The organism is Brevibacterium sp. ACRRH (assembly GCF_022346365.1).
Lineage (GTDB): Bacteria > Actinomycetota > Actinomycetes > Actinomycetales > Brevibacteriaceae > Brevibacterium > Brevibacterium paucivorans.
In genome coordinates this window covers 20,651-42,007 of the sequence record NZ_JAKRMN010000010.1, presented here as the reverse complement: position 1 = coordinate 42,007, position 21,357 = coordinate 20,651, and the positions used below count along the sequence as shown (strand labels likewise).

The window sequence follows — 21,357 nt, the reverse complement described above, 5'->3', positions numbered from 1 at the left end:
GCGAGACCAGCATAAGGAGAAGAATGAAATCTCAGTACCGCAACGGGGCCTTTGACCTCGACAAGTCAACAATTGACTACGAAGCGATTCAAGACCCCGGCCACGGACACTCGGTTGCAGGCTGGGTGCCAGCAGTCATGGTGATGCTTGCAGCGATTTCCGGAACCATTGGTTTCGTGTTTGGCCCCTTCATGCTGGTGTGGGTTGGCGTAGGTCTGGTTGTTTTGGCAATTCTTCTGGCCCCCATCCTCCACAAGGCAGGTTTGGGACCTAAGAAGCACCACAACACGCTAGCCAAGTGAGCGTACTTAACAGCATTATTGATGGAGTCCGAGCCGACCTTGCAGAACGTGAGGCTCGGATTTCTCTTTCGGAGTGCAAGAAGCGCGCAGAGGACGCAAGCCCGGCACTCCCTTTTCTCCCCGTTGAAGAATTCGGGTTGATCTGCGAAGTCAAACGCTCCTCACCCTCAAAAGGGCACTTGGCGGACATCAGCAACCCCGCTGAACTGGCCGCCCAGTACGCGGCCGGGGGAGCGCTAGCGATCAGCGTGCTCACCGAACAGCGACGCTTCAACGGAAGTCTGGACGACCTCGACGCCGTGCGCGCAGCCGTGAACATTCCCATCCTGCGCAAGGACTTCACCGTCACGGAATACCAGATCTATGAAGCGCGTGCTCACGGTGCTGACCTCGTCCTCCTCATGGCATCTGCCCTGGACGATACGCAACTGAAAGATTTCTACGCACTCAGCAACGACCTCGGGATGACAGCCCTGGTTGAAACCCACACGCCAGAAGAGATGGAGCGGGTGCGGGCGCTGGACGCGGGGCTCATTGGTGTCAACGCGCGCAACCTCAAGGACCTCAGCGTCGATACTGCGCGCGTGGCTCCTATCATGTCGGACGCACCGCAGGGAGCAACTCTGGTTGCGGAGTCCGGTGTGGAATCCGTCGAGGATATCCGCACATACGCAGCTGCCGGTGCTCATGTGGTGCTCTGTGGTGAAGCGCTCGTGAAAGCGGGCGACCCCAGGGCGTCGGTTGAAGAATTTACACGCGCTGGACGTCAGTAAGTCCGCGCCTGTCAGGAAGGTACATATGGGACCGTATTTTGGTGATTTCGGTGGGCGTTTTATTTCCGAAGCGCTCGTGCCTGCGTTGGACGAAATCGACGAAACCTGGCAAAAAGCGATGGTCGACCCCGAGTTTAAAGACGAACTGGCCCGCCTTCAGGCTGAGTACGTGGGTCGTCCCAGTTTGTTGACCGAAGCGACCCGGTTTAGCGCCCACTGCGGGGGAGCGCGCGTGTTCCTCAAGCGCGAGGACCTCAACCACACGGGAAGCCACAAGATCAACAACGTCATTGGTCAAGCCCTGCTCACCAAGCGCATGGGTAAAAAGCGTGTGATCGCTGAAACTGGGGCTGGTCAGCACGGTGTTGCGACGGCTACCGCGGCTGCGCTCTTTGGCCTGGAATGCACGGTGTACATGGGATATGAGGACACCCAGCGGCAGGCGTTGAACGTGGCGCGTATGCGGCTTTTGGGCGCCGAGGTCGTTGCCGTGAAGAACGGCACGGCCACTTTGAAGGACGCCATGAACGAGGCGTTGCGCGACTGGGTTGCCAACGTTGCGGATACGCATTATTTGATTGGGACCGTCGCTGGGCCACACCCGTTCCCGGCCATGGTGCGCAGTTTTCAGCGGATCATTGGTGATGAGGCCCGCGCGCAGATTCTGGAAGCGACGGGCCAGTTGCCGGATGCCGTGTGCGCGTGTGTGGGTGGCGGATCGAACGCGATGGGGATCTTCGCGGCGTTCTTAGATGACTCCGACGTTCAGCTGTACGGGTTCGAAGCTGGGGGAGACGGTATCGACACGGGTCGCCACGCTGCACGTTTCTCCGGTGGTAGGCCAGGTGTGCTCCACGGTTCAAAGACCTACATTTTGCAAGACGAGGACGGCCAGACGCTCCCGTCGCACTCCGTGTCAGCCGGTCTGGACTACCCGTCCGTGGGACCGGAACACGCGCACCTGTTCGACTCTGGTCGTGCGATTTACGAACCCGTTGTCGACGACGAAGCCATGGAAGCGTTTAAGCTTTTGTCGCGAACCGAAGGAATCATCCCAGCTATTGAGAGCTCACATGGGCTTGCAGGCGCCATGCGTGTGGGGAAGCGACTGGGTCCAGATGCCACGATTCTGGTGAATCTGTCTGGCCGTGGCGATAAAGACATGACCACTGCAGCAAAGTGGTTCAACTACATTGACGAAGGGGCGACGCAAGCATGACCGCCGTGAGTGAACTACTGGGCACAGTTGCCAACCAGGGTCGTAGTGCCGCTCTGATCGGTTACTTGCCCGTGGGCTACCCAACGGTCGATGAGTCGATTGAGGCGATGGTGGCACTGGCCAAGAATGGGTGCGACATCGTTGAGGTGGGCATGCCGTACTCTGATCCCGGCATGGATGGTCCGGTGATCCAGCATGCGGCTGAAACCGCGCTCGAAAATGGGGTCCGCACAGATGACTTGTTCCGCGCGGTTTCAGCAGTTGCTGAAGCTGGGGCCCTGCCCGTGGTCATGACGTACTGGAACATCGTCTATCAGTACGGCGTCGAAGCATTCGCCAAACGCCTGCACGAGTCCGGAGGTGCGGGAATCATCACCCCGGACTTGATTCCGGACGAAGCACACGACTGGATCGACGCGGCTAGCCGCTACGACCTCGGCCGGATCTTCTTAGCTGCGCCGTCGTCCACGCCTGAACGCATTGCCACGATTGTGAATAGTTCAAGCGGGTTCGTGTACGCGGCGTCGACGATGGGTGTCACTGGTACGCGTGACTCGGTTGACTCGCACGCCCGTGACCTGGTTGAACGACTCAAGTCAGCCGGTGCCCAGCACGTGTGCGTGGGCCTGGGCGTGAACAACGCCCAACAGGTCGCCGAACTTGCCGAATACGCTGATGGCGTTATTGTGGGCTCGGCGCTGGTTAAAGCACTCACCTCCGGAGGGCCGGAGGCCGTGGGTGAACTCGCCACGTCACTGCATACCGGAACACTGAAGGAACCTACCGCATGAACGGAATCCCGTCACCCACATGGAGTGGGTTTTCGCTTGGACCTCTGACGATCCACGCGTACGCGCTGTGTATTCTGACGGGAATTGCGGTTGCTCTGTGGCTCACCAACAAGCGGTGGATCGCCCGTGGCGGAACGTCCGACGACCTGTGGAACATAGCCGTGTGGACGGTGCCAGCGGGAATCATCGGTGGGCGCTTGTACCACATCTTTTCTACCCCGGCGCCGTATTTTGGCCCCGGTGGCGACCCTATAGCGGCGCTCTACATTTGGAACGGTGGCTTAGGCATCTGGGGTGCTGTTGCGCTGGGTGTCTTGGTCGCGTTTCTGGTGGCCCGGCACTATGGGATTCGGTTTCTGTCGTTCATTGACGCGGCCGCCCCGGGGCTGATTCTCGCCCAGGCGATTGGTCGCTGGGGAAACTGGTTCAACCAAGAGCTGTTCGGAGCGCCCACCACGTTGCCGTGGGGACTGCAGATCGACCCGGCCAGCCCCAACTGGCCCGACCCCTCACTCCCTGCAGACACGCTGTTCCACCCCACGTTCCTGTACGAAAGCGTGTGGAACGTTATAGGCGCGGTGCTCCTCATCTGGGCAGGCACAAAGTTCCAGCTCAAGCACGGGCAAGTGTTCTACGCCTACATCTGCTACTACACGCTGGGTCGCGTGTGGATCGAAGCACTGCGCATCGACACGGCAGAACACATCCTGGGCTTGCGACTCAACGTGTGGACATCCATCCTGGTGTTCGCGCTTGGCGCGGTGCTGTTCATCGTGTCCCGGAGCCGCTACGGTGCCGGCACAGACGTCGCCCACACACGTGAGCGCGTCGCGTACGACGTCGCCGTGAAATCGCACGACAACCCGGACGACTTCCCGCCCTACACACGCGGAGCCACAGCTCCCGGGGTACGAGAAGTGGGCTTTGGCCCACAGACCATGTCGCTACCAATCGTCGAAGAAGCGGAGCCTGTAAGCGATAAATCATTCGGCTTTTACGGGGCTGTCACGTCCACGATTTCGATCGTTCCGCAGGTTCCAGATAAACGGGGAGACCAGACGCGCTGAGTTCGGGTTATTCGGGTTAGAGTGGCAGTATGAGGCACGCGAAAATTGTCGCAACACTAGGTCCCAAGCAAGATTCATACGAAGCAATCCGTACACTCATCGACGAAGGCACCGATGTCCTTCGTTTCAACTTCAGTCACGGCACCCACGAAGACCACCAGCGTCGCTATGAGTGGGCCCGTCGGGCGGCACAAGAAACTGGGCGCGCAATTGCAATTCTGATCGACTTGCAAGGCCCTAAGATCCGCCTCGGTGAGTTTGAGACACCTGAGCCCATTGCACTGGAACGTGGCGACCGGTTCACCATCACAACACGCGATGTCGTTGGCACCCGCGAACTCTCCGGCACCACGTACAAGAAGCTCCCCACGGATGTCGAGGTGGGGGACCCGTTGCTCATTGACGACGGTCGCGTGCGGTTGCGCGCCGTCGAGGTGACAGATACCGAGGTCGTCACCGAAGTTGAGGTTCCCGGCAACGTGTCGAACCACAAGGGGATCAACCTTCCGGGCGTTCCTGTGTCCGTGCCCGCCCTGTCGGAAAAAGACGTTGAGGATTTGCGGTTCGGTTTGCACATGGGTGCGGACTGGGTGGCTTTGTCGTTCGTGCGCGACGCACAAGACGCGGCCCACGTTCGCCAGATCATGGCGGAAGAAGAAATCTGGATCCCGGTGATCGCAAAACTGGAAAAGCCACAGGCCGTGGAAAGTTTGCGGGATGTCGTGGGTGCCTTTGACGGCATTATGGTCGCCCGAGGTGACCTGGGAGTCGAACTGCCCCTCGAGCAGGTGCCCATTGTGCAGAAGCGGGCCATCGAGTTGTGCCGTCGTCAAGCTAAGCCGGTCATTGTTGCCACGCAGATGCTGGAGTCGATGATCGATGAGTCGCGTCCGACGCGCGCCGAGGTGTCCGACTGCGCGAACGCCGTTCTGGACGGGGCCGATGCCCTCATGCTCAGTGGTGAAACCGCAGTGGGAACGTATTGGAAAGAAGCCGTGCGCACTATGGCTGCGATCATCGAGTCGACTGAAGCGCATGGCCTGGAACGCGTTCCGCCTCTGGGAACCGAACCGCACACGCGCGGTGGTGCAATTACGGCAGCAGCTGTTCAGATTGCACGTCAGCTCAAGATTGACCTGCTGTGTACGTTCACGCAGTCGGGTGACTCGGTGCGTCGCATGTCGCGTATTCGCGCAGACAAGCCCATCCTGGCTTTTACCCCCGATGTTCGCGTCCGCCACCAGCTGGCTCTGTCATGGGGTGTGCGCACGTTCTTGGTCAACCCCATGCGCCACACGGATGAAATGGCGCGTCAGGTCGATGAGATCTTGTTGAGTTCTGGTCTGGCTGAGGACGGCCAGCTGTGTGTCATCGTTGCGGGTTCGCCTCCAGGAATTGCTGGATCTACGAACGCTCTGCGCGTTCACGCGGTTGGGGACACCATTAAAGGTGTGGCTCCGGTGTATCGCGAAGATCAGGATCGTAACCAATCCGGTGGTTACGGGGAGATTCCAGAACCGCCCACGGGTTCGCAACACGTGATCCGTGAGGACTGATGAAGGGAAAGCCTGGGCATTAGCCCAGGCGAGTACCGGATGTGGGACTCGAACCCACACGTCTTTCGACAACGCATTTTGAGTGCGTCGCGTCTACCAATTCCGCCAATCCGGCATGGCTCTCGCGATGAGAACCTAAGTAACAGTACCAGATGTTTTACGGTCCTTACCAATGTGAACTAGGATGAGTAGCGTGTCTAACTCAGAAAACGCGTCAGCAGAATCGCATCCAGTCCGACGAGTAGTCGTAGCAGAAGACGAATCGGTCATTCGTCTCGACATTGTGGAGATGCTCCGTGAGGTTGGTTATGACGTCGTCGGCGAGGCTGCCGACGGCGAATCCGCAATCCACCTCGCCGATGAACTGCGCCCAGACCTCGTGGTCATGGACATCAAAATGCCCAAGATGGACGGCATCACGGCTGCAGAACACATCGCAAAGGCCCGGATCGCTCCCGTTGTCCTGCTCACTGCTTTTTCACAGAAGGAACTCGTGGACCGGGCGCGCGACGCCGGCGCAATGGCATACGTTGTCAAACCGTTCACCTCGGCAGACCTGGTTCCAGCCCTGGAAATCGCCCTGTCACGTCACGCAGAAATCACGGCTCTCGAAGCCGAAATTTCCGACCTCACCGACCGTTTTGAAACCCGCAAACTGGTGGAACGCGCCAAGAGCCTGCTGATTTCAAACATGGGGCTGACGGAACCCGAAGCCTTCCGGTGGATCCAGAAGACCTCGATGGACCGTCGCCTCACCATGCGTGAAGTTGCCGAAACGGTTCTCAACCAGATCGAAAAAAACTAATTCGAAAAGAACTAGTTCCACAAGAACTATTTGGACTCACGCCGCAGGAAGTTCGTGATCCGCACGATCGACAAGAGATTCCCGTCGTCGTCGGTCATGCGCACTTCGTGGTTGATGATCGTGCGCCCCGCGTGAATAGTCTCGGCGCGCCCATGCACTGTTCCTTCTCGCGCGGCACGCACGTGTGTCGCGTTGAGGTCCACACCCACTACTGGCTGCCCGTCGTTGCGGGCAAACGCGTGCATTGAGGCCAGCGACTCCGCCAACACCACGTGTCCACCCCCGTGGAACAGACCCATGGGCTGTAAGTTTCCGGCAACGGGCATGGTTCCTTCGGCAAAGTCGAACCCAATGCGCGTCAATGACATGCCTGTGCGCTTCATGATCGTGTCGTCGCCAATGTGGCCGACCTTCTGTAACACGGCGTCGAACTCTTCGGGGGTCATGTCTGGTGTGAGCATTGGCATGGCTACTCCTTTGGGCCTGTGAGCTATCGTGTGAGTGTGAGCTCTCTACTTCTGATTGACGGACATTCTTTCGCTTACCGTGCTTATTTTGCGTTGCCTCCCGAGAACTTTTCCACCTCGACCGGGCAAACCACAAACGCAGTGTACGGCTTCCTGTCTATGTTGCTCACCGTGCTCGAAAATGAAAGACCTGACCACGTAGCGGTCGCTTTCGACCTCGGGCGGCAAACCTTCCGGCTCGACGAATACCCCGAATATAAGGCCGGGCGTGCCCGCACACCGGAAGACTTCCCGGGTCAGGTGGACCTCATTCAGGACATGCTGCGCGCGCTCAACATCCCAGTCCTCACCTTGGAGGGCTACGAGGCTGACGACATTCTGGCAACGCTTGCCCGGCAGGCAACAGACCGAGGTGTCACCACCAAAATCGCGTCCGGCGACAAGGACTCGTTCCAGTTGGCATCGGACACCGTGACGATTCTGTACCCCAAGCGTGGCGTGTCGGAGCTCAACCGGTTCACACCTCAGGCAGTTGAAGACAAATACGGTGTCACACCTGCGAACTACCGTGGCTTGGCGGCCCTGGTGGGAGAAAAAGCCGACAACCTTCCCGGCGTTCCCGGGGTAGGTGAAAAGACGGCAGCCAAGTGGCTAGCAAAGTACGGTGACCTCAACGCGATCATCGACAACGCTGAGGACATTGGCGGGAAAGTGGGCCAAAGCCTGCGCGACCACCTCGATGACGTCAAACGAAACTACCGTCTCAACAAGCTCGTCGAAGACCTCGACCTCGACATCGACCCACTGGACACCCAGGTGGGGGAGGGCGCGCACCACGACCAGGTCACCGCGCTGTTCGACCAGTTGGAGTTCCGCCAGCTGGCTGAGCGGGTGAACGCCCTGTTTTTCGCTGACGTTGAGCAGGTCCCGCAGGTTGAACTGCCCGAGGTCGTCGCCACCTCGGGCGTGGACCTTCCGGCGTGGTTGGACGCGGCGGAAGAGCCCGTGGGCTTCGCACTCGAAGATGACACGCTGGGACTTGCCAGCAACGACTTCGCAATCTGGGTCGACCTCACCGACCTCGACGAGAACGCTTTCAACGCGCTTGACACGTTCCTGTCCACAAAGCAGGTAGTCGCACACGACGTCAAGCCGCTGTTACACGCGTGGGTCGAGCGGGGCTTTACACAACCTCGGCCCATCATGGACACCGAACTTGCCGCCTACCTACTCGCACCCGACGCACGCGGTTACAGTCTCGCGGACATGGCCAGCGACCTCGGCGTGGTTTTGGACGAAGACCGCGACCTGCTCACCGATGTGGGAGAACAGCTTGGACACCGCGCGTGGGTCACAGTGGCGCTGTACCCACGTCTGCGTCAAGACCTGGAACGTAACCATGTGCAGGGCGTTCTCCATGACATCGAGATGCCCACACAGGAAATCCTGGCGCGCATGGAGATTGCGGGCATCGGCATTGACCAGCCGGTGTTAAACGAGCTCATCACAGAGTTTGAGGCAGCGGCTCAGCAGAGTGCGTCGGAGGCGTATGCGTCGATTGGGCACGAAGTGAACCTAAATTCGCCCAAGCAATTGCAGACCGTGCTGTTCGACGAACTCAATATGCCCAAGACCAAACGCACCAAGACCGGTTACACCACGGATGCCGACTCGCTTGCGGACTTGCTCGTCAAAACGCAGCACCCGTTCCTCGAACACCTTTTGGCCCACCGCGACCGCACCAAGCTCAAACAAACCGTGGTGGGTCTGCAAAAGGTTGTTGCCGACGACGGGCGTATCCACACTACGTATCTGCAGACCGTCGCAGCGACCGGGCGCTTGAGCTCAAAGGACCCCAACCTGCAGAACATTCCGGTCCGCACCGAGGCCGGCCGACGTATCCGTTCCGTGTTCCAAGCAGCCCAGGACGACGGCTACGAAAGCCTCATGAGCGTGGACTATTCGCAGATCGAAATGCGGATCATGGCCCACTTGTCAGGCGACGAAGCTCTCATTCAAGCGTTTGAGGACGGCGAGGACCTTCACCGCTACGTGGCTGGGCAGGTGTACGAGGTTGCGATCGACGACGTCACTGACCAGCAGCGCTCCAAGGTCAAGGCCATGTCCTACGGACTCGTCTACGGTTTGAGCGCGTACGGGCTGTCGCGCCAGCTAGGCATTCCAACGGGTGAAGCCAGCGCCCTCATGGATGACTACTTCGCGCGCTTTGGGGCCGTGAAGGAATATCTGGACCAGGTGGTCGAAGAAGCACGCGGACGTGGGTACACCGAAACCATGTACGGTCGTCGCAGGTACCTGCCACAGTTGCGATCAGACCGTCGCCAGCTTAGGGAAATGGCGGAACGCGCAGCACTCAACGCGCCCATCCAGGGCAGTGCCGCCGACATCATGAAGATCGCCATGAAGCGGGTCGACGACGCTTTGCAGGAGGCCGGACTGAAGTCCCGCATGCTCTTGCAGGTCCACGACGAAATCATCCTGGAGATCTGGGCTGGTGAAGCGACCCAGGTTGAGAAGCTCGTACGCGAGAACATGAGCCAGGCGGCTCAGCTCAGCGTGCCACTGGATGTGAATGTGGGCGTTGGGCCCAACTGGCAGGACGCTGCGCACTAAGGCAACACAGTCGAGAAGATCGCGGTTCCGGGCATGAGCTCACCGCGCAGTGGCGACCAGCCACCCCACGCGGTGTGGTTGTCCTTGGGCCATTCGGGTTCGGTGATGCCGCGCAGTGCAAAACCTGCATCCACAATGAGGTTCACCCAGTCGCCAATCGTGCGGTGGTGTTCCGCGTAGATGGGGTTGCCTGAACTGTCGAGCTCCACATACGGGGTTCGATCGAAGTACGAGTACTCCACGGTGAGCCCGGCCTCCGACGGTACGTCAGGGAACATCCAACGCAGAGGATGAGTGACCGAAAACACCCAAGCTCCACCCGGACGCAAGACACGCGCAACCTCACTGAGAACGACCTCGGCGTCCTTCACAAAAGGCAACGCCCCATAGGACGAAAACGCCACATCAAACGAGCCGGACGGGAACGGAAGCTTACGCGCGTCAGCCTGCAAGAACGTGGGCTCAACGGCGCCGCCGGTGAGAGGTTGCTCACGGCTGAGACGCGACGCCTGCTCAAGCATGCCGGACGACAAGTCCACGCCGGTCGCAAAACCGCCCTGCTTAGCAATCCACCGCGAACACTGGCCGGCGCCACACCCGACCTCCAGCACGTACTTGCCGGACACGTCGCCCAAAAGCCCTGCGTCGGACTCGTGAACGCCCTCAGGGCACCAGATGAAGTCGGACGCGCCCAGGAAACTGCCGTGTTCAGCGAGGTACTCCGAAGCCGAGCCATCCCAGTACGTGCGGTTTGCGCGCACTGAGGTTTCTTCGTCAATGGGGATGTAGCCCCCGGAAATGATCTCTGCTGTGCTTTCGGTCTCGTCCACGCTTCACCTTTCATGGGCGTCTGACTACTGCCGAGGTGGTAGGCAGTGTCGCTGTCAAGAACTGCAAGATAGTGTTACACTTTCTTAGCGTATGCGCGAACTGTGCAATGTGCGCTGTTTACGTCATACATTGTCCATGTTGTCAACCACATTCCTGGTGACTCACGACAGCCCATGAAAGCGCATATTCGATCCAGTCGAATCTGTCTTTCGTGACCGTGAATTACCGGGTGTAAGTCCATTTACGGAGTCCCTACCTTTATGACCACCACCACGCCGGAAACGGCGAAGAACTCGCAGGTTGCCGTTAACGACATCGGCTCTGCTGACGAATTCCTCGCGGCCGTAGACGAAACCATCAAGTACTTCAACGACGGAGATATCGTTGAAGGAACCATCGTCAAAGTAGATCGCGACGAAGTTCTGGTCGACATTGGCTACAAGACGGAAGGTGTCATCCTTTCGCGTGAACTGTCGATCAAGCACGACGTAGATCCAGCAGAGGTCGTCGAGGTGGGAGACCCCATCGAGGCTTTGGTTCTGACCAAGGAAGACAAAGACGGTCGCCTCATGCTGTCCAAGAAGCGCGCACAGTACGAGCGTGCTTGGGGAGACATTGAGAAGGTCAAGGAAGACGAAGGTGTCGTCACCGGTACCGTCATCGAAGTTGTCAAGGGTGGACTCATCGTTGACATCGGGCTTCGCGGATTCCTTCCTGCATCCCTCGTTGAGATGCGTCGCGTCCGTGACCTCGCTCCTTACATCGGCCAGAAGGTCGACGCTAAGATCATCGAACTCGACAAGAACCGCAACAACGTTGTTCTGTCGCGTCGCGCATGGCTGGAAGAAACCCAGTCCACCGTTCGCCACGACTTCCTGCAGACCCTCCAGAAGGGCCAGGTTCGTCCGGGTGTTGTTTCCTCGATCGTCAACTTCGGTGCGTTTGTGGACCTGGGTGGCGTAGACGGTCTGGTTCACGTTTCCGAACTGTCCTGGAAGCACATCGACCACCCCAACGAAGTTGTTACCGTTGGCGACGAAGTCACCGTCGAGGTTCTCGACGTGGACATGGATCGCGAACGCGTCTCCCTGTCGCTCAAGGCAACTCAGGAAGACCCATGGCAGCACTTCGCTCGCACGCACGTTATCGGACAGATCGTTCCTGGTAAGGTCACCAAGCTCGTTCCATTCGGTGCGTTCGTTCGCGTTGAAGACGGAATCGAAGGTCTGGTTCACATCTCTGAACTTGCCGTTCGCCACGTTGACCTGCCTGAACAGGTTGTTTCGGTTGACGAAACCGTCTACGTCAAGGTTATTGACATCGACCTTGAGCGTCGTCGCATCTCGCTGTCGCTCAAGCAGGCTAACGAAGGTGTCGACCCTGACGCTGAAGAGTTCCTCGACCCAGCCCTGTACGGCATGGTTCAGGAATACGACGAAGACGGTAACTACAAGTACCCAGAGGGCTTCGACCCAGAAACCCAGGAATGGATGGAAGGGTACGACGAACAGCGCGAAGCTTGGGAACAGCAGTACGCTGCCGCTCAGGCCCGTTGGGAAGAGCACAAGAAGCAGGTTGCACGCGCAATCGCCGCCGACGCCGAAGCCGTTGCTGAAGCTCCAGCCGAGCCTGCAGCTAACTACAGCACGGAAGAAGCTGCTGACGAAGGCACACTGGCTTCTGACGAAGCTCTTGCAGCTCTGCGCGAAAAGCTCGCTGGTAACTAATAGCTCTGTGTAGAAGGCTCCCGCACCGCGGTGCGGGAGCCTTTTGCATGCCACGAATTCCCGTGTTCACCTCCGACCCCTTGGACTGCCCATGACTTTCACCCGCTGGATCCCGTCACGCACACAGTTGCGTTCCTGGATCACTGATTCACGCCGGGAATGGTTTGTGTTCTTTGCCGTGTGCGTTCTGCTGTCCGTTCTGACATACGGGCGCTTGGTGGGTGACATGGGGCATCGTGTGTTCGCCAGCAACGACGACTCGTCCCTGTTCATCTTCTGGTTCGCCCATGCAGCTGACGTGGTGCTGTCCTGGATTGGTTTAGGCTCCGGGGAACAGAACCTGCTTTACACCAGTTCCATGAACCACCCGACAGGGGTCAATGGCGGATGGAACACCTCGGTCATGGGCTTGGCCGTGCCACTGGTTCCCGTGACGCTGGTGTGGGGGCCGGTTGTTGCGTACAACGTGGCGATCATGTGCGCCCCGGTCGCGTGCGCGCTGGCGGCCGCGTGGGCAGCCGCGCAGTTCGTGTCGCGCCGGCCAGCCTTTGTTGCAGGAATCGCATACGGCTTTTCCACGTACGTGATCGCGCAGTCTGCCGGCCACTTGAACCTGGCTTTTGCGGTGTTGCCGCCGCTGGTGGTTGGGTTCGTGGAAAGGTTAGTGACCGGCCGAGGTCGTACCTGGGTGAATGCGGTTCTGTTGGGCTGTGCGGTGGGCTGGCAGTTCTATCTGTCGAACGAACTCTTGGCGCACACGTTCCTCATGGCAGTGGTGCTTTTTGTTGCCACAGTCGCCCTGCGGTGGACTGAGTTTCGTGAAGGATTTCGTCGAATCGCCGTAGGTGGTGCTGGTGCGGTTGGCGTCGCTGTTGTGTGCGGCCTGCCGCTGTTGATTACCATGTTCGCGCTTCCTGGCAAGCCTGAAGGTCCCATTCGTCCCCATGGAATTTGGAATAACGACCTTTTGGACCCCGTGACACCGGGAAAGTTCACCCTTATATCTGCCGGTCGAGAGATCCAACGTGTGATTGGTATCGATGACGCCGAGATCGGGGGATACCTCGGGTGGCCGTGGCTATTGACGGTCGCCGTGATCGTAGCGGTCCTGAGTATCAAACACGTAATGTCTGCCCGAGTTCGTACGTTCGCGGTTGTTGCCGTCGTGATGTTTATTCTGTCCATGGGCTCACCCATGTTTGTCAACGGAACTGCCACCGTGAACATCGGTCCGTTCCGTTTGGTTGAAAGCACACCGGTTCTGGAAAACGTGCTCCCCATGCGCATGAGCGTTCACGTAGCGCTCATGCTCGCACTGCTGTTGGCGATCGCATGGCACACGGTCCGCCCGCGTTTCACCCCGCTCCTGGCGGTGGCGACGGTCCTGATCGCGCTGACAACCACCTCGGGAACGGTAGAAGTACGCAACATTGCCTACCCCAGCTTCTACGACGACGCCGTCCGCGAACACATTCCGCGGGGTTCGACTGTGAAAATGATGCCCCGGCCGGTGGCATCCGCGAGCCCGCACAGCAACGAATCGCTCGTGGGGCAGGCAGTGTCGGGCATGTGGTTCAAACAGGTGGATGGGTATTTCATTGGGTCCCGCGAAAACGTGCCGGTGGCGTACCAGTCGGAAACGACTCAGCTGGACGAGATCATGAAGGATGACGCGATGCCGGAACCACACCAGGTACGCGAAGCTGTGGAGGAGCTTCGCGTCAAAGGCGTGGAGTACGTCGCGGTGACGGACTCGGGTGCTGGGCTCAAACACCCAGCGAACGATATCGCCCGGGCAGTGTCGGAGGTCTCCAATGCGCACGTCCAGTTCGTGGGTGGTGTGTACGTGATCCGGTTGTAGGCGGGTGAAGCGTTTAGCATGGTGTGCATGGTGATGCTCATTGGTCTGACAGGCGGAATCGGCGCAGGAAAATCCACGGTGGCCAAGCTATTTGAAGAGCGGGGCGTGCCCATTGTCGATGCGGATGCGATTGCCCGCGACGTGGTGAAGCCGGGGCAACCCGCACTGGTGGAACTCGTGGAGTACTTTGGTGACGGTATTGTGGGCGCCGGCGGGGAACTCAACCGTGGGAAGCTCGCAGAAGTCGCGTTTGCGGACGCAGAGTCGCACGAAGCCCTGAATGCCATCATGCACCCGGCAATCAGCGCGGAAACGGCAAAGCGAATCGACGCGCTGCGGGGTGATCACTCGGTAATCGTTCACGACGTTCCACTGCTGGTAGAAGCCGGTTTGGCAGGGAACTACGACCTGACTGTCCTCGTTGATACCCCGGCTGAAGTTCGCTTGCAGCGGCTCACGGAGCTCCGTGGCATGGATTCAGAGGACGCGAAGAAACGCATCGCCGCTCAGGCCACGGATGAACAAAGGCGCGCGGTGTGCGATGTTGCTCTCGACAATTCGGGAGACATCGAACACCTGCGCGCCCAGTTCGAACAGATGTGGGAGCGGTTTATCTCACGCGAGTGACGCAGTCACGTCAATATCGACACCCTTGAGGGCGCGTGAGACCGGGCAGTCCTTTTTAGCGCGCTGCGCGATCGTTTCGAAGTTAGCTGTTGCAAGTCCTTCAACGCGACCCACGGTGTACAGATGAATATTGGTGATGCCCTTCTCCTGATCAAAGGTGACATCTGCACCGGTGGAAATCGATTCGACTGCGACACCTTCTTGAGCCAGCAGGTTTGCCAGAGCCATGCTGTAGCAGCTGGCGTGAGCCGCACCCAGCAGTTCTTCTGGAGTCGTTGCGTCGGCAGACGGCGCGTTTTCTGAACGGGCCTTCCACGTGAGAGGGAAGTTGCCTAGCTGTGACGAGTTCAGCGACACGGTTCCGTTGCCGGACGCAAGTGAACCCGTCCATGTTGCCTGAGCTTTGGAAATAACGGACATATGAAACCTTTCTGTTAGAGAGCTATTTTCATGCTAACGCGACCGGGCGCTAAGCAAGCTTCAGTCGCTAGACTTGAAGAATGAGCACTGAGCCGAGCACTCCTGCCAACATTCCCGTTCCGGCGATCGGGCACCGCCCTGACGTGCAGCGGCGCGTCGCCCCGTTCGAGGTGGTCAGCGAGTACAGCCCGTCGGGTGACCAGCCCACTGCGATTGCGGAGATCGCGCGCAGGCTTGACGACGGTGAAAAGGACGTCGTGCTCCTGGGTGCCACGGGTACGGGTAAATCGGCGACGACCGCGTGGCTGATCGAAAAAGTCCAACGACCTACGCTCATCATGGCGCCCAACAAAACCTTGGCCGCGCAGCTGGCCAACGAGTTCCGCCAGCTTCTGCCACACAACGCGGTCGAGTACTTCGTGTCGTACTACGACTACTACCAGCCAGAAGCGTACGTTCCACAAACCGACACGTTCATCGAAAAAGACTCGTCCATCAATGACGAAGTCGAACGCCTGCGCCACTCAGCAACCAACTCACTGCTTACCCGCCGCGACGTCGTGGTCGTCTCCACTGTGTCATGTATTTACGGTCTGGGAACCCCGGAAGAGTACGTAGACCGGATGGTGTCGCTCGAAATCGGAGACGAAGTCGACCGTGATCAGTTGCTTAAACGTTTCGTCGAAATGCAGTACACCCGCAACGACATGGCGTTTACCCGCGGAACCTTCCGGGTACGCGGGGACACGGTCGAAATCATCCCGCAGTACGAAGAACTCGCCATCCGCATCGAATTCTTCGGCGATGAAATCGAAGCACTCCACACCCTGCACCCACTCACGGGTGAAGTGATTCGAGACGAAGACATCGTGCACATTTTCCCCGCTTCACACTATGTGGCCGGGGAAAACCGGATGGGTAAGGCGATCGCAGCGATCGAAGACGAACTGCAAGTGCGCCTGGCGGAACTTGAGAAACAAAACAAATTTCTCGAAGCGCAACGCTTGAAAATGCGCACCACATACGACCTCGAGATGATGCAGTCGATGGGTTTCACCTCGGGTATTGAAAACTATTCCCGCCACATCGACGGGCGTGCGGCAGGCACCGCTCCCAACTGCCTGCTGGACTACTTTCCGGAAGACTTTCTTCTGGTCATCGACGAATCCCACGTCACCGTGCCGCAGATCGGTGGCATGTACGAAGGTGACATGTCCCGCAAACGCACGCTGGTAGAGCACGGCTTCCGACTGCCCAGCGCCTTGGATAACCGCCCGTTGAAGTTCGACGAGTTCCTCCAAAGGATCGGCCAGACCGTCTATCTGTCGGCGACCCCGGGTGACTTTGAACTCGAACGGTCCCGAGGTGTCGTCGAGCAGATCATTCGTCCCACGGGCCTGGTGGACCCCAAGGTCACCGTCAAACCCACGCGCGGGCAGATCGACGACCTTCTGGGGGAGATCCGCGACCGTATCGAGAAAAACGAGCGTGTTCTGGTCACCACGCTCACCAAGAAAATGGCTGAAGACCTCACTGACTATCTGCTTGAACACGACATCAAAGTCCAGTATTTGCACTCGGACGTGGACACGCTCAAACGCGTTGAACTTTTAAGTGAACTGCGTGCCGGCGTGTTTGACGTGCTCGTCGGTATCAACCTTCTGCGCGAGGGTCTGGACCTTCCCGAAGTGAGCCTCGTAGCGATCTTGGACGCCGACAAAGAAGGGTTCTTGCGGTCGTCCAAGTCACTCATCCAGACGATTGGACGTGCGGCCCGTAACGTCAACGGTGAAGTACACATGTACGGAGACACCATCACCCCAAGTATGCGTGAGGCGATCGACGAAACGAACCGCCGTCGCGAAATTCAACTGGCATACAACAAAGAGCACGGTATTGACCCGAAACCTCTGGTCAAGAAGATTGCAGATATTACGGAACGTCTGCAACGCGAAGACGAAGACACACGCGAACTGCTCACTGAATTTGATTACGGCAAGGGTAAACGTGGCTTTAGCTCCGTGAAATCTGACACGCTCAAACCCGATGTCACGACTGCGCCCAGTGAAAACCTCGCAGAACTGGCTGCCCAACTCACTGAACAAATGCACGAAGCCGCCGAACAACTTCAGTTCGAGCTGGCTGCCCGTCTGCGCGACGAACTTCAAGACATCAAGAAGGAACTGCGAACAATGCAACGCGAATCATAAGAGGATCAGCTAAACTGAAGAAGTTTGCGAAGGGGAGTATCCCATAACGAGACTTCGTCATCACGGTGTACAGGCACCCGGAGTCTAGGCGTCACACACGCGGGAGAGACTTTCGAGTAATCGACGAAAGGCTCGCATGTCACCTGCTCTACCTCTATGGTTTGAAATCGGATCACTGACCGTTCTGGTTGCTCTGCTGATCTTTGACTTACTTCTTATTCTCAAACGACCACACATCCCTTCGATGAAAGAAGCCACCGGGTGGGTGGTGTTCTACGTGGTCTTGGCACTCATCTTCGCGGGACTGATGTTCGCGATTGGCGACACGGACCACGGCGTTGAGTTCCTAGCCGGTTGGCTCACCGAATACTCGTTGTCAATCGACAACCTGTTCGTCTTCGTGATCATCTTGAGCAGGTTCTCGGTCCCCAAGAAATATCAACAAGAAGTGCTCATGGTGGGCATCATTGTTGCTTTGATCTTCCGCGGCGCCTTCATCCTTGCCGGGGCATGGATCATCGAATTGTTCGTGGGCGTATTCTACATCTTCGGTATCTTCCTGCTCTACACCGCCTTCAAGCAGGCATTTGGCGACGAAGAAGAGAGCGACGAAGACACCGGTTTCGTGAAGTTCCTCAAGAAGCGGATCAACTACACCGACGACTACGACGGCAACAAACTCCGCACCACAGTCGACGGTGTAAAGCACTGGACACCCATGTTGCTAGTGTTCCTCGCGGTTGGAACCACCGATATTATGTTCGCGCTGGACTCAATTCCCGCGATCTTCGGTATCACCAAGAGCCCGTTCATCGTGTTTACCGCGAACTTGTTCGCTCTCATGGGTCTGCGTCAGCTGTACTTCCTGCTGGGTGGTCTCTTGGACAGGCTCGAATACCTCAAGTACGGAATCGCGGCGATCTTGGCGTTCATTGGTGTCAAGCTCATCCTGCACGCCATGCACGAAACCTGGTTCCCGGGTGTTCCCGAAATCAACACGTGGGTATCACTGGGCTTCATCGTCTCCGCGATGCTCATCGCAACGATCGCAAGTCTGATCAAGGCGCGTCGCACGCCAGACCGCATTACGTTCGGTTCGATGACGCACCACGAAAAAGACGACAGCTAAGTGGCCGGACGCGAGGTGGGTTGAAGTTACGCTTCCGCAAAGGGCCCGAACACTGGGGTCCAGGGGCGAACCTGGGTAGAAGCGATAACGCCCCCCTCAGCGTAGGGGTCCTGCACTAACAGATCCTCCACGTTAGCCTGGCTGTCCGCACGGAAGATCAAGAGCCCGCCAGGCTGGTCCTCTGATTCCAGCGGGCCAGATGCGAGCAGAACGCCCGCTTCGTTCAACCGCTTCTGCCACGCGCGGTGCTCAGGACGCGCGTTCATCCGGGTCTCGGTGTCGGGTCCGTATTCGTAAACAACGGCAAAAGTCGCCATGTGTGCCTCCCTGTTAGGGTCGATGTGTAGACGAAATTGATGGAAAGTTGTTCGCCTTGCCACATCTTTATCGTGTCCCGGAAGAGTTCGCAGATTCCGACACGCTTTTTGAGACATTTGTCGAGTACACAAAAGACACAGGCATAACGCTGTACCCGGCGCAAGAAGAAGCAATTCTGGCGATCCTCACCGGCGACAACACAATCATGGCAACGCCCACAGGCTCAGGGAAATCGATGGTTGCGTTAGCCTCCGCGTTCTTTGCGCTGTGTCGCGGACAACGCACGTACTACACTGCGCCCATCAAAGCGCTTGTGAGTGAAAAATTCTTTGACCTCACCCATATTTTTGGCGCTGAGAACGTGGGAATGGTGACAGGCGACTCCACCGTCAACGCAGATGCTCCCATCATCTGTGCGACAGCCGAGATCCTCGCCAACCAGGCCCTGCGTGAAGGCGCCACCTTAGACGTGGGCATGGTCGTCATGGACGAGTTCCACTACTTCGCCGACCCTCAACGCGGATGGGCGTGGCAGACCCCCCTTCTCACCCTCCCTGCCGCACAGTTCGTCCTAATGTCGGCGACACTGGGGGACACCTCGGCGATTCAAAAGTCACTCACCGAACTCACCGGACGCGACTGCTCCCTCATCACGTCCGCCCACCGGCCGGTTCCACTCAGCTACGCCTACTCAGAAGAACCGCTCCACGAAACCCTGAGCAAATTGGTGCGCGACAACAAAGCCCCCATCTATGTGGTGTCCTTTGCTCAAGCCGCCGCGGTGGAACTGGCCAGCAGCGTAGTCAACGCCAACCTCGCAACACGTGAACAACGCGAAGAAATCGCAGAAGAAATCCGAGGTTTTGGGTTCTCTAAAGGATTCGGAGTCACACTCAAGCGGATGCTCTTGGCGGGAGTGGGAGTCCACCACGCCGGCATGCTCCCCAAATACAGGCGACTGGTTGAACACTTGGCGTCGAACGGAAAGCTGTCCGTAATCTCGGGTACGGACACTTTGGGAGTGGGAATCAACGTGCCCATCCGCACCGTGGTGCTCACCGGCCTCACCAAATTCGACGGGTTCCGCCAACGTCGCTTGCGGGTCCGCGAATTTCAACAGATCGTCGGGCGAGCCGGGCGCGCTGGATTCGATACGGAAGGTTTTGTGGTCGCCCAAGCGCCCGAACACGTCATTGAGAACAAGAAGGCGCTACTCAAGGCCGGAGACGACCCTAAGAAACGCCGAAAAGTGGTCAAGAAGCAAGCTCCGGAAGGGTTCGTGAACTGGTCTGAAACCACGTTTAACCACCTGGTCGAAGGCAAGCCCGAAGAACTCAAGAGCCGCATGCGCATTACACACTCAACGGTGATCAACCTGCTCAGCCGCCCGCACGCCAGCGTGGACACCGTCAAGGACTTCATCGATTCCAGCCACGACGACAACACCCTCGATATGTACCTGCGTGCCCTGCGCATTGGACGCAACCTGCTCGACGCAGGCGTGATCGAGCGTCGCGTGGTGGGGGACCGGGTCGAATATGAGCCCGTGAAAGATTTGGGACCACAGTTTGCGCTCAACCAGCCACTGTCGCCGTTCGCGCTTGCCGCGCTGGAACTGTTCGACCCCGAATCCGACACGTACGCCATGGACGTCCTCTCAGTGATCGAAGCGACCACCGACGTGTCTCACGCCGTGCTCAAAGGCCAGCTCAACCGGATCAAACGCGAAGAGTTGGCGGCGCTCAAAGCTGACGGCGTCGACTACGCCGAACGCATGGAAATTCTGGACGAAATCACCTACCCGCAACCCAACGGAGAGGTTCTTGAAGAAGCCTTTGACGCGTTTACCCACAACGCGCCGTGGCTGCGCGAAATCGGCATCACCCCCAAGGCCGTGGTTGCCGACATGGTGGAACACTCGATGAACTTCTCCCAGTTCGTCAACTACTACGGGCTAGCGCGCGTTGAAGGTGGGCTCCTGCGGTACCTCACGGACGTGTATCGCTCGCTCGTGCAGAACGTGCCCCACGACCTGCGCAATGAAGAACTCACGTCCATCATTGAGTGGTTGGGCGCCACCGTGATGCGGGTGGATTCCTCGCTGGTGGAAGAGTGGGAAGCGCTCAAGAATGCCGGGGATGAGGCCGAGGTGTTACCCGCCTTGGATATGTCCCGCACGTTCTCATCTGACACCCAGGCGTTCACGCGCGCGGTGCGGAATGCCATGTTCCACCGGGTCATTCTGGCTGAGCGGGCGGCATACGATGCGCTGGGAGACCTCGACGGAGAATCCGGATGGACACAGAAGAAGTGGGAAGACGCAATCGAAGACTTCTACGACGAATACGGCGACCTGGGCGTGAGCAACTACTCGCGCGGACCCAAGTTCTTCACGCTCCTCGACACAAACGATGAAGAATGGACGGTTCGTCAGATCCTTGACGACCCGGAAGGGGACATGGACTGGGCGATCACTGCGCGCGTGGATCTGCCCGCGAGTGACGAAGCCGGCGAGGTCGTTGTTGAGATCCTTGACGTAGGGCCGCTGACTGGGAACTGAGGTGTTCTGCCTTGCAATTGAGGACTGAGGTTCGCACAGGTCAGGCATCTCACATCGAAT

Annotated in this window: 18 protein-coding genes and 1 tRNA gene; 14 read left to right on the top strand and 5 right to left on the bottom strand. The window is 58.4% G+C overall.

The window, feature by feature from the left end; all coding sequences use genetic code 11:
* Window positions 1-23 precede the first annotated feature (23 nt).
* Genes MHX53_RS09930 through pyk form a run of 6 tightly spaced genes read left to right on the top strand, consistent with a single transcriptional unit; the run spans window position 24 to window position 5,708 of the window.
* Window positions 24-302: an HGxxPAAW family protein gene (locus tag MHX53_RS09930; protein WP_204515958.1), complete on the top strand. Its 279-nt coding sequence runs from the start codon at window positions 24-26 to the stop codon at window positions 300-302.
* Window positions 299-1,075: an indole-3-glycerol phosphate synthase TrpC gene (trpC, locus tag MHX53_RS09925; RefSeq protein WP_239272583.1), complete on the top strand. Its 777-nt coding sequence runs from the start codon at window positions 299-301 to the stop codon at window positions 1,073-1,075. Before MHX53_RS09930 ends, trpC begins: the two co-directional genes overlap by 4 nt.
* A gap of 25 nt (window positions 1,076-1,100) precedes the next feature.
* Window positions 1,101-2,294: a tryptophan synthase subunit beta gene (trpB, locus tag MHX53_RS09920; RefSeq protein ID WP_204515960.1), complete on the top strand. Its 1,194-nt coding sequence runs from the start codon at window positions 1,101-1,103 to the stop codon at window positions 2,292-2,294.
* A complete protein-coding gene (trpA, locus tag MHX53_RS09915; protein ID WP_239272581.1) occupies window positions 2,291-3,085 on the top strand; it encodes a tryptophan synthase subunit alpha in 795 nt (264 codons plus the stop codon). Before trpB ends, trpA begins: the two co-directional genes overlap by 4 nt.
* Complete coding sequence (gene lgt, locus MHX53_RS09910; protein ID WP_239272579.1) at window positions 3,082-4,152, top strand: prolipoprotein diacylglyceryl transferase; 1,071 nt, start codon at window positions 3,082-3,084, stop codon at window positions 4,150-4,152. The genes trpA and lgt overlap by 4 nt, the downstream gene beginning before the upstream one ends.
* A gap of 29 nt (window positions 4,153-4,181) precedes the next feature.
* Entirely contained in the window at window positions 4,182-5,708 is a 1,527-nt protein-coding gene (gene pyk / locus MHX53_RS09905; protein WP_239272577.1) for a pyruvate kinase, read from the top strand.
* Between the two features lie 33 nt (window positions 5,709-5,741).
* Here the strand turns inward: pyk and MHX53_RS09900 are convergent.
* Window positions 5,742-5,823 (bottom strand) — tRNA-Leu (locus MHX53_RS09900).
* Window positions 5,824-5,892: 69 nt separating this feature from the next.
* Here MHX53_RS09900 and MHX53_RS09895 point away from each other — a divergent pair.
* On the top strand, window positions 5,893-6,513 hold the full coding sequence (locus MHX53_RS09895) for a response regulator (RefSeq protein WP_102238053.1): 621 nt from the start codon (window positions 5,893-5,895) through the stop codon (window positions 6,511-6,513).
* 26 nt (window positions 6,514-6,539) lie between these two features.
* Here MHX53_RS09895 and MHX53_RS09890 read toward each other — a convergent pair whose 3' ends face one another.
* Entirely contained in the window at window positions 6,540-6,980 is a 441-nt protein-coding gene (locus MHX53_RS09890; RefSeq protein ID WP_239272575.1) for a hotdog fold thioesterase, read from the bottom strand.
* 30 nt (window positions 6,981-7,010) lie between these two features.
* Here MHX53_RS09890 and polA point away from each other — a divergent pair, with 30 nt between their 5' ends.
* Complete coding sequence (gene polA / locus MHX53_RS09885; protein ID WP_239272573.1) at window positions 7,011-9,614, top strand: DNA polymerase I; 2,604 nt, start codon at window positions 7,011-7,013, stop codon at window positions 9,612-9,614.
* Here polA and MHX53_RS09880 read toward each other — a convergent pair.
* Window positions 9,611-10,444: a class I SAM-dependent methyltransferase gene (locus MHX53_RS09880; RefSeq protein WP_239272571.1), complete on the bottom strand. Its 834-nt coding sequence runs from the start codon at window positions 10,442-10,444 to the stop codon at window positions 9,611-9,613. The genes polA and MHX53_RS09880 overlap by 4 nt on opposite strands.
* Before the next feature lie 261 nt (window positions 10,445-10,705).
* Between MHX53_RS09880 and rpsA the strand changes: the two genes are divergently transcribed.
* The 3 genes from rpsA (at window position 10,706) to coaE (ending at window position 14,660) form a co-directional block, all read left to right on the top strand.
* Window positions 10,706-12,172, top strand: coding sequence for a 30S ribosomal protein S1 (gene rpsA, locus MHX53_RS09875; protein ID WP_239272570.1), 1,467 nt, complete (start codon window positions 10,706-10,708; stop codon window positions 12,170-12,172).
* A 91-nt stretch (window positions 12,173-12,263) separates the two neighbouring features.
* Window positions 12,264-14,033: a YfhO family protein gene (locus tag MHX53_RS09870; RefSeq protein ID WP_239272568.1), complete on the top strand. Its 1,770-nt coding sequence runs from the start codon at window positions 12,264-12,266 to the stop codon at window positions 14,031-14,033.
* A gap of 27 nt (window positions 14,034-14,060) precedes the next feature.
* Window positions 14,061-14,660: a dephospho-CoA kinase gene (gene coaE, locus MHX53_RS09865; protein WP_239272566.1), complete on the top strand. Its 600-nt coding sequence runs from the start codon at window positions 14,061-14,063 to the stop codon at window positions 14,658-14,660.
* On the opposite strand, the gene MHX53_RS09860 is transcribed toward coaE, so the two are convergent.
* Window positions 14,649-15,080 carry an OsmC family peroxiredoxin gene (locus MHX53_RS09860; protein WP_239272565.1) on the bottom strand — a complete coding sequence of 144 codons (432 nt, stop codon included), beginning with the start codon at window positions 15,078-15,080 and terminating at the stop codon, window positions 14,649-14,651. The genes coaE and MHX53_RS09860 overlap by 12 nt on opposite strands.
* An 80-nt stretch (window positions 15,081-15,160) precedes the next feature.
* Here MHX53_RS09860 and uvrB point away from each other — a divergent pair, with 80 nt between their 5' ends.
* Both uvrB and MHX53_RS09850 read left to right on the top strand, forming a co-directional pair.
* Window positions 15,161-17,290 (top strand): excinuclease ABC subunit UvrB, encoded by a 2,130-nt coding sequence (uvrB, locus tag MHX53_RS09855; RefSeq protein WP_275433742.1) that lies wholly within the window; start codon window positions 15,161-15,163, stop codon window positions 17,288-17,290.
* Window positions 17,291-17,426: 136 nt separating this feature from the next.
* Window positions 17,427-18,419: a TerC family protein gene (locus tag MHX53_RS09850; RefSeq protein WP_239272563.1), complete on the top strand. Its 993-nt coding sequence runs from the start codon at window positions 17,427-17,429 to the stop codon at window positions 18,417-18,419.
* Between the two features lie 26 nt (window positions 18,420-18,445).
* Here MHX53_RS09850 and MHX53_RS09845 read toward each other — a convergent pair whose 3' ends face one another.
* The gene (locus MHX53_RS09845; RefSeq protein ID WP_239272561.1) at window positions 18,446-18,736 is read right to left on the bottom strand and encodes a YciI family protein; all 291 of its coding nucleotides are present in this window, start codon (window positions 18,734-18,736) and stop codon (window positions 18,446-18,448) included.
* A gap of 47 nt (window positions 18,737-18,783) precedes the next feature.
* Between MHX53_RS09845 and MHX53_RS09840 the strand changes: the two genes are divergently transcribed.
* Window positions 18,784-21,297, top strand: coding sequence for a DEAD/DEAH box helicase (locus MHX53_RS09840; protein ID WP_239272559.1), 2,514 nt, complete (start codon window positions 18,784-18,786; stop codon window positions 21,295-21,297).
* Window positions 21,298-21,357: the final 60 nt, after the last annotated feature.